The organism is Brevundimonas sp. EAKA (assembly GCF_000698025.1).
Lineage (GTDB): Bacteria > Pseudomonadota > Alphaproteobacteria > Caulobacterales > Caulobacteraceae > Brevundimonas > Brevundimonas mediterranea_A.
Genome location: NZ_JMQR01000128.1, coordinates 1 through 8,256, shown reverse-complemented (window position 1 = coordinate 8,256; position 8,256 = coordinate 1). Strand labels below are relative to the sequence as shown.

At 67.2% G+C, this 8,256-nt stretch carries 6 protein-coding genes, 1 pseudogene and 1 riboswitch; of the genes and pseudogenes, 5 read left to right on the top strand and 2 right to left on the bottom strand.

The window, feature by feature from the left end:
• On the top strand, window positions 1–1,443 hold a 1,443-nt coding region (locus ER13_RS14345), incomplete at its 5' end, for a gamma-glutamyltransferase family protein (RefSeq protein WP_035310286.1).
• Between the two features lie 24 nt (window positions 1,444–1,467).
• Here ER13_RS14345 and ER13_RS14340 read toward each other — a convergent pair.
• Together ER13_RS14340 and ER13_RS14335 are read right to left on the bottom strand one after the other, a co-directional pair.
• Complete coding sequence (locus tag ER13_RS14340) at window positions 1,468–2,331, bottom strand: lipid A-modifier LpxR family protein (protein ID WP_052005134.1); 864 nt, start codon at window positions 2,329–2,331, stop codon at window positions 1,468–1,470.
• Window positions 2,332–2,503: 172 nt separating this feature from the next.
• Entirely contained in the window at window positions 2,504–4,393 is a 1,890-nt protein-coding gene (locus ER13_RS14335; RefSeq protein WP_035310283.1) for a ribonucleoside-diphosphate reductase subunit alpha, read from the bottom strand.
• A gap of 274 nt (window positions 4,394–4,667) precedes the next feature.
• Here ER13_RS14335 and ER13_RS14330 point away from each other — a divergent pair, with 274 nt between their 5' ends.
• The 4 genes and pseudogenes from ER13_RS14330 to ER13_RS19245 all read left to right on the top strand — a co-directional run.
• The gene (locus ER13_RS14330) at window positions 4,668–5,450 is read left to right on the top strand and encodes a phosphatase PAP2 family protein (protein WP_008260320.1); all 783 of its coding nucleotides are present in this window, start codon (window positions 4,668–4,670) and stop codon (window positions 5,448–5,450) included.
• Between the two features lie 86 nt (window positions 5,451–5,536).
• Window positions 5,537–6,856, top strand: a complete 1,320-nt coding sequence (locus tag ER13_RS14325) for an acetyl-CoA hydrolase/transferase family protein (protein ID WP_035310281.1) — start codon at window positions 5,537–5,539, stop codon at window positions 6,854–6,856.
• Between the two features lie 56 nt (window positions 6,857–6,912).
• Window positions 6,913–7,027: riboswitch (yybP-ykoY riboswitch) on the top strand.
• Window positions 7,028–7,126: 99 nt separating this feature from the next.
• On the top strand, window positions 7,127–7,690 hold the full coding sequence (locus ER13_RS14320; protein ID WP_035310279.1) for a TMEM165/GDT1 family protein: 564 nt from the start codon (window positions 7,127–7,129) through the stop codon (window positions 7,688–7,690).
• A gap of 266 nt (window positions 7,691–7,956) precedes the next feature.
• A pseudogene (locus ER13_RS19245) lies at window positions 7,957–8,052 on the top strand (major capsid protein); the annotation flags it as partial.
• Window positions 8,053–8,256 lie beyond the last annotated feature (204 nt).

Here is an 8,256-nt window from a genome sequence, read left to right as displayed (position 1 = left end):
AGCTATGAGGCGGCGACCGGCCATGTGACGGCTTATGACGGGCGCGAGACGGCGCCGGCCTCGGCCACGCCCGAACTGTTCTATGAGGACGGCAAGCCGCTGGCCTTCATCGACGCCCTGTTGTCGGGGCGCTCGACCGGCGCGCCGGGCGCGGTGGCCATGCTGGCGATGGCGCAGAAGGATCACGGCCGGCTGGAATGGCGCGACCTGTTCGGCGAAGCCGAACGCCTGGCGCGCGACGGCTTCGTGGTCAGCCCGCGCCTGGCCGGCATGATCAACGGCCCCGCGCCCCAGGCGAGAACCCGGTGGGCCAAAGCCTATTTCACCCGGCCGGACGGCGAACCCTATCGGGCCGGCGACGTGATGCGGAACCCCGCCTATGCCCGAACCGTGGCGGCCCTGGCGAACGAAGGGCCGGGCGTTCTGTACGGCGGCCGCATCGGGCGCGAGATCGCCCAAACGGTGTCCGAGGCGCCGCGCCCCGGCGGCCTGACCGAGGCGGACATCGCCGCCTATCGCCCGCTGCGGCGCGACGCCCTGTGCCGTCCATACCGGATCTATGTCGTCTGTGTGCCCCCGCCGCCGTCCAGCGGGGTGGCCCTGCTGCAGTTCCTGGCCATGGCCGAACAGACGCCCGATATCCGCCAGGGTCCCGACAGCCCGGCCGCCTGGGTCGCCTTCGGCCGGCTGCAGCGTCTGATGTACGCCGACCGCGACCGCTATGTGGGGGATGCGGACTTCGTCGGCGTGCCGATCGCCGGCCTGCTGGATCCGGACTATGTCGCCGCGCGCGCGGCCCTGGCGCCGACCCTGAACGGTCCCGCGACGCCCGCCGCCCCCACGGGCTCGCCCCCGCGCGGCGCGGACCGCACGGCCGAGCCCGGCGGCACCTCGCACATGGTCATCATCGACGCCGAGGGAAATGCGGTCAGCATGACGACCACGGTCGAGAGCATCTTCGGCAACGGCCGGATGGTCGAGGGTTTCTTCCTGAACAACCAGCTGACCGACTTCTCCTTCACCCCGAGCGAGGACGGCCATCCGGCCGCCAATGCGGTGGCGGCGGGCAAGCGGCCCCGGTCGTCAATGACGCCGGTGCTGATCCTGGACCGTCAGGGCCGTCTGGTCGGCGCCATCGGCTCGCCGGGCGGGTCCAGCATACTGGCCTATGTCGCCAAGGCCTTGATCGGGGTGATCGACTGGGGCCTGCCGATGCAGGAGGCTGTCGCCCTGCCCAATCTGGTGGTGCGCGGCGAGATGGTCGGCGCCGATACGGCCCTGATCGCGCCGGACATCCGCGACGCCCTGGGGGCGGCGGGCATAAGCTTGAGACCCAATGCAACCGAGACCTCGGGCCTGCATGGAGCGATGTGGCGCGACGGCCGGTGGGACGGCGGCGCGGATCCGAGGCGAGAGGGCGTGGCGGTGTCGGAGGTTCGCTGATGCGCGACGACCCGAAGGTGCGGGTCAGCGGCGCGGCTTGATCGACAGCTGGAAGGCGATCAAGCCCTCGTCCAGATCGGTGTCGAGGCCGTTCATGCCGCGCAGCCCCTTGCCGGCGTCGATCTCGCGATAGACCAGCCCGACCGAGGTCTGAACATCGCCCCGGCGATAGGCCACGCCGACCGAGGCGTCGCCTAGGAAGCCGCCTCGATCCTGGGTATAGCCGGAGCGGGCGTAGTCGCCGTCGCGGGTGCGGGCGAAATTATAGCCGACCGCCCGGCCGGACCCGGCGGCGTAGAGATACCACCGGGGACGCTCGCCGAAGCGCGCGGTTCCGTCGGGGGCGAGACGATCCAAGCCCTCGCCGATCTTCAGGGTGGCGCCGGCCTCGGCCGAGCCGCCCTCGCTGCCGACGCCGAAACCGGCGTGGGGCGTCAGACTGACTTCCAGGCCGGACGGCGTGCGTCCGACGGCGCCGCGGAAGCCGCGAACATAGCGCAGGTCATAGGCTTCCGCGTCCAGCTCGGCCCGGTCGATCGGCGTGACCGGCAGGGGCGAGCCGTCGGCGCGACGCAATCGCCCGGCGGTTTCCAGCGTGACCCGGTCGGTGAAAGCCCTGCGGTCGATCCAGATATCGTTGCGGGTGGCGGCGGCCAGACCCTCGGTTTCGGCCGGCCGCAGGGGCGCGCTCATCTCGATTTCGGATCCGAAGCGGGCGTCGGGCGTGACGCGGAACCCGCCTTGCTCATTGAGGCGCGCGGTCAGGGTTTGAGCCGTCGCGTGAGTTTCGTCGAAGGCGCCGGGGATCCAGGCCTGGGCGCGCGAGTCGGCGAACCCGGCTGCCGCCAGGACGATTCCCACTCCAACGCTCCACACCGCAACGCGCATTCGGTCTCCCCACCGTCCGCTGTTCTCCAGCTTGCACCAGGTGCAACCAGACTCCAACAGACATTTTCAAGACACTGTTTCGTCCCTTTTGAACGACGCCGCCGCGCCGGAGTTCCAGCGTGAAAAAGGGCCCCGCCTGCGCGGAGCCCTTTCAGGTCTGGCGTCCGACCGCCTACTGGCAGGCCAGGCACTCGTCGTAGTCGGTCTTGGGCATGGAGAAGAGGTCGGGCTGGTTCGGGTCGATGACCGCCTCGGCCTTGTCCTCGGCGCCGGCGAAGGCGGCGCGCTGCACCGACTTGGAGCGCAGATAGTACAGGGACTTCACGCCGCGTTCCCAGGCGGACCAGTGCAGCATGTGCAGGTCCCATTTGTTGACGTCGCCCGGGATGAACAGGTTCAGCGACTGGGCCTGGCAGATTTCCGGGGCGCGGTCGGCGGCCAGTTCGACCACCCAGCGCTGGTCCAGTTCGAAGGCGGTCTTGTAGATGCCCTTCTCGTCCTCGTTCAGGGCGTCCAGGTGCTGGACCGAGCCCTCGTGCTCGAGGATCGAGTTCCAGACCGCTTCGGTGTTGATCCCCTTCTCGTCGAGCAGGCGCTCCAGATAGGGGTTCTTGACCGCGAACGAGCCCGACAGGGTCTTGTGGGTGTAGATATTGGCCGGGATCGGCTCGATGCCGGCGCTCGTGCCGCCGCAGATGATCGAGATCGAGGCGGTCGGGGCGATGGCCAGCTTGTGGCTGAACCGCTCCATCACGCCGCGCTCCTCGGCGTCCAGGCAGGGGCCCTTCTCTTCGGCCAGCAGGCGGCTGGCCTTGTCGGCCTCGCGACGCAGGTGCTTGAACAGGCGCATGTTCCACGACTTGGCCATGGCGCTTTCGAAGGCGACGCCCTGGCCTTGCAGGAAGGAGTGGAAGCCCATCAGGCCCAGGCCGACCGAACGCTCGCGCTTGGCCGAATAGACGGCGGCCTTCATTTCCGGCGGGGCGCGGCGGATGAAGTCCTCCAGGACATTGTCCAGGAAGCGCATGATGTCTTCGATGAACTTGGGCTCTTCGCGCCACTCCAGGAAGGTCTCGGCATTGACCGACGACAGGCAGCAAACGGCGGTCCGGTCCACGCCCAGGTGGTCGCGGCCGGTGTGCAGCATGATCTCGGCGCACAGGTTCGACTGTTTGACCTTCAGGCCCAGGTCGCGCTGGTGCGGCGCCATCTGACGGTTCACCGTGTCGGAGAAGATCATATAGGGCTCGCCGGTCTGCATCCGGATGTCGAGCAGCTTGGTCCACAGCGAGCGGGCGTCGACGGTCTTTATGACCGCGCCGTCCTTGGGCGACTTCAGGTCGAATGTGGCGCCGGTCTTCACCGCCTCCATGAATTCGTCGGTGACATTGACGCCGTGGTGCAGATTTAGGGACTTGCGATTGAAGTCGCCCGAGGGTTTGCGGATCTCGAGGAATTCCTCGATCTCGGGGTGATGGATGTCCAGATAGACGGCGGCCGAGCCGCGACGCAGCGAGCCCTGGCTGATCGCCAGGGTCAGCGAGTCCATCACGCGGATGAAGGGGATGATGCCCGAGGTCTTGCCCGCGCCCTTGACCTTCTCGCCGATGGAGCGGACGCCGCCCCAGTAGGTGCCGATGCCGCCGCCGTTCGAGGCCAGGGCGACGTTTTCGTTCCAGACGCTCTGGATGCCGTCCAGGCTGTCGCCGACCGCGTTCAGGAAGCAGGAGATCGGCAGGCCGCGATCCGCGCCGCCGTTCGACAGGACCGGGGTCGCCGGCATGAACCACAGGCGGCTCATATAGTCGTACAGGCGCTGGGCGTGGTCGGCGTCGTCCGAGAAGGCGGTCGAGACGCGGGCGAACATGTCCTGATAGCTCTCGCCCGCCAGCAGGTAGCGGTCTTCCAGCGTCTTCTTGCCGAAGTCGGTCAGCAGGGCGTCGCGCGAACGGTCCACCTGGACCGATTTCACGACAGTCAGATGGGGCTTCTCGAGGGTCGCGTTCGTCACAACACCTTGGAATTCCGTCGTCTTCAAAGCCTCGCCGCCAGCCATGGTCATCTGCGTCCTGAACAATAAACAGCCTAGAGCCACCTGCGCCGTGACCACATCATCTAGTGGTCTCAACGCTCCCTGAGCCCACATATAGGGCGCACATGCCTAATAACCCGTCAACGTCTTGACGGTCGCTTTGTAAGCGAATCGGTCGGACAACTCGTCCACGCCTGGGGAAAATCCAGCAAGCAAGCCAGCAAACCCCTCCCAGGCCTTCGCAGTTGCGATATCACGAACGCGTGATCGGAACATAGGGCGAGCTTGGCCGTTTGGCCCGTCCATGACCGTTTCAGATTTCCGTCCCTTTTTGATACGCGCCCTGACGGTTGCGCGAACAGAGATCGCCGCTCTGACGGCCCTGTTCGTGGCCGCGATCGGCGTCATGACCTTCGTCGAGATCGCCGACGACATGACGGAGGCCGACGGCCAGGCCTTCGACCATCAGGTTCTGGCCCTGCTGCGCCCCTATGCCGACGATCCCGGCCGGCCATGGGGGCCGTGGTGGCTGAAGGAGGCGGCGGCCGACATCACCTCGCTGGGCGGCATATCGGTGCTGGGCCTGTTCGCCCTGATCGTCATCGTCTTCCTTTTGAGCCAGAGGAAATGGCTGTCGTCCGTCCTGTTGGCCCTGGGCCTGATCGGCGGCGTGATGCTGAGCGAGGGGCTGAAGGCGGTGTTCGAGCGCGAACGCCCGCCCCAGGCCCTGCAGGCGGTCGAGACGATCAACGCCAGCTTCCCCTCGGGTCACGCCCTGCTGGCGACGGTCTTCTATCTCAGCGTCGCGGTCATGCTGACGCGCGCCTTTCCGCGCCAGAGGTTCAAGATCTTCGTCCTGGGAGTCGGCATTCTGATGGCCCTGCTGGTGGGGCTGACCCGCATCTATCTGGGCGCCCACTGGGCGACGGACGTCTTCGCCGGCTGGGCCGTGGGCTCGGCCTGGGCCATGGTCCTGTGGCTGGTCGCCTATGGGATTGCGCGCTGGCAGAAGCGTCATCAGGCGCCCCTGCAGGACGAACCGTCGCCGATGGAGCCTGAAACCGGGGACGATCCGACCAAAGTCTAGCCCCGCCTTGGCGTCGGACGCAGGATAGTCTGTCTTGAGACGCCGCCTCGATCTGAACAGAGCGGCGCGCAGACGGGAGATACGCCATGGACCACGCCGCCCTCTATGCCGAACGGCTGAAAACGCCGGATCAGGCTGCGGCCCTGATCCGGTCGGGCGCCAAGGTCGCCATGGGCCTGGGCGTGTCCCAGCCCCCGGCCCTGCTGAAGGCCCTGGCCGAACGGGCTGAGCGCGGCGAGGTCGAGGACGTGAACCTCTATTATCTGCTTTCCACCGCCATCGCCGGCGAGACGGTGCTGCGCTACGAGCTGATGGACCGGATCCGGCCGTGGAGCCTGTTCCACAGCGCCGTCGAACGCCGGCTGGAACAGCGCGCCTTCGAGGAGGGGCGGCCCAATCCGGTCCAGTTCATCCCGACCGGCTTCCAGCAGTCGCCGCGCCTGCTGTGCGACGAAGTCGGGGTGGATGCGCTGGTCTGCACCGTCTCGCCGATGGACGCCGACGGATTCTTCTCGTTCGGGACCAACACGGACTACGCCAAGCCGGTGTCGGACACGGCCCGCACCATCGTGGTCGAGGTCAATCCGCACATGCCGCGCGTGTTCGGCGACTGCACCGTCCATGTCTCCAGGGTCGCCGGGATCGTGGAACACGCCGCCCCCCTGCTGGTCGTGCCCAGGGCCGAGCCCCAGCCGGCCGACCTCGCCATCGGTCGGATCATCGCCGATCTGGTCGAGGACGGGGCGACGCTGCAGATGGGGATCGGCGCCCTGCCCAACGCCGTCTGCGACGCCCTGAAGGACCACCGCGACCTGGGCGTCCATACAGAAATGCTGACGCCGGGCCTGGTCGAGCTGATGCAGGCCGGGGTGGCCAACCACGCCCGCAAGACCCTGCACCCCGGGGTCGGGGTTTTCGCCTTCTCGATGGGCGACCAGAACACCTACGACTTCCTGGACGGCAATCGCGGCCTGGAGGCCCATCCGGTCTCCTATGTGAACGATCCGGCCGTGATCGCGCGCAATGAGAAGATGGTCTCGGTCAACGCCACGCTTCAGATCGATCTGAGCGGCGCCTGCTGTTCGGAGTTCCTGAACGGCCGCCAGTTCACCGCCTCGGGCGGACAGCTGGACTTCGTGCGCGGGGCCTATGGCTCCGAAGGGGGCAAGTCGATCATCGCCTGTCATGCGACGGCGGCCAAGGGGACCTGTTCGCGCATCGTCGCCCGGCTGGACGGCCCCGTCACCACGCCCCGCAACGACGTCCACATCATCGTCACCGAACACGGCTGGACCAACCTGAAAGGCAAGTCGACCAGCGAGCGGGCCCGCGCCCTGATCGCCCTGGCCGCGCCCGAGTTCCGCGACGACCTGACGGCCGAGGCTGGGCGGCAGGGTCTGATCTGAGGCAAATCTTGCGAGTCGTTATCGACTTTTCATTTCCGGCCGCGCGTCCTAAACCCCGGCCCGTCATCGGGGAGTAGCCGCCCGCAACAATCAGCGGGGCTCGCGTCAACATGCTTCCTCTCCCGGAGAGGATGGCGCGGGAACGGTCCGGGACCCTTTTGGGTCCGGATCACGGCAAGACCGGCGGCTTTCGCAGGGATGTCCACGCGGGGCCCGGCTGCGAACGCCACAGGTCCGTCCGCCGAGGCTCCCGCGCACACAGGTTCCTTCTTGGAAGCCTTTTTGATCTCGACCGGCCTGGTCTCCATCGCGGAGATCGGGGACAAGACCATGTTGTTGTCCATCGTCATGGCGGCGACCTGGCGACGGCCCACGCCCATCATCCTGGGCATTCTCGCCGCCACCCTGCTGAACCACGCCTTCGCGGCCCTGGCCGGCACGGTTCTGGCCCATTTCATCACCGGCGACTGGATGCGCTGGATCGTCGGCGTCGCCTTCCTGGGCTTCGCCGCCTGGGCCCTGATCCCCGACACCCTGGACGAACAGAAGGGCGAGGTTCAGCGCGGTTTCTGGGCCATCTTCTGGACCACCGCCTCGGCCTTCTTCCTGATCGAGATGGGCGACAAGACCCAGGTCGCCACCGCCATGCTGGCCGCCCGGTTCGAGAACCTGCCCCTGGTCGTGGCCGGATCGACCCTGGGCATGATGCTGGTCAACGGCCCCGCCGTCCTGCTGGGCGAGACGGCGGCGAAGAAACTGCCGCTGAAGTGGATCCGGCTGGCTGCTGCGGCGGGCTTCGCCGCGACGGGACTGTGGATCCTGTTCGCCCCCTAGGGGCTGCCCCCCCGAGGCTCGCAATCTGTTCGGCCTCGCCTTACCAAGAGGCCATGCGCCGTCCCATCCGTCCCCTGCTTACGCTCCTCGCGCTCGCCCTGCTGGGCCTCCCGGCCGGCGCCAAAGCCGCCTCGCGCGCCTATGCCGTGGACGGCGACTGCGGCGGGCGGCCCGCGACCCCTGGGCGGAAGGCGCCGGGCGCTTGGCTTCGCCCGGTCTCGCAGGGCGCTGGCCCTTTTACACATTCCCCCGCCCCCGTGGCCCCTATGGATCTCCTATCTCCTTATTCTCTTTTAAAAACAAAACAAGAACGTGATTACTTCATGCAGCGTTACCATGATGTTATTTCTTCATTTGGAGGTTAAACCTATTATGATTTTTTTTTTCAAACCAGAAGCGGGCAGACGAGTTGCCCAGGAGCCTCGGGGGCTGGGGGTGGTGTAAAAGAGCCAGCCTCAGAACGGTCCGCCGCCCATGGCGGTGCCCCCGCCACCGCCGATGCACAGGGCGGCCATGCCCCTGGTCTTGCCGCGCGCCTTGAGCGCGGACAGCAGGGTGGTCAGCAC

Bases quoted from the DNA above. Each gene is read 5' to 3' on its own strand.
- ER13_RS14340 (WP_052005134.1), bottom strand. From the start codon at position 2,331: ATGCGCGTTGCGGTGTGGAGCGTTGGAGTGGGAATCGTCCTGGCGGCA.
- ER13_RS14335 (WP_035310283.1), bottom strand. From the start codon at position 4,393: ATGACCATGGCTGGCGGCGAGGCTTTGAAGACGACGGAATTCCAAGGT.
- ER13_RS14330 (WP_008260320.1), top strand. From the start codon at position 4,668: ATGACCGTTTCAGATTTCCGTCCCTTTTTGATACGCGCCCTGACGGTT.
- ER13_RS14325 (WP_035310281.1), top strand. From the start codon at position 5,537: ATGGACCACGCCGCCCTCTATGCCGAACGGCTGAAAACGCCGGATCAG.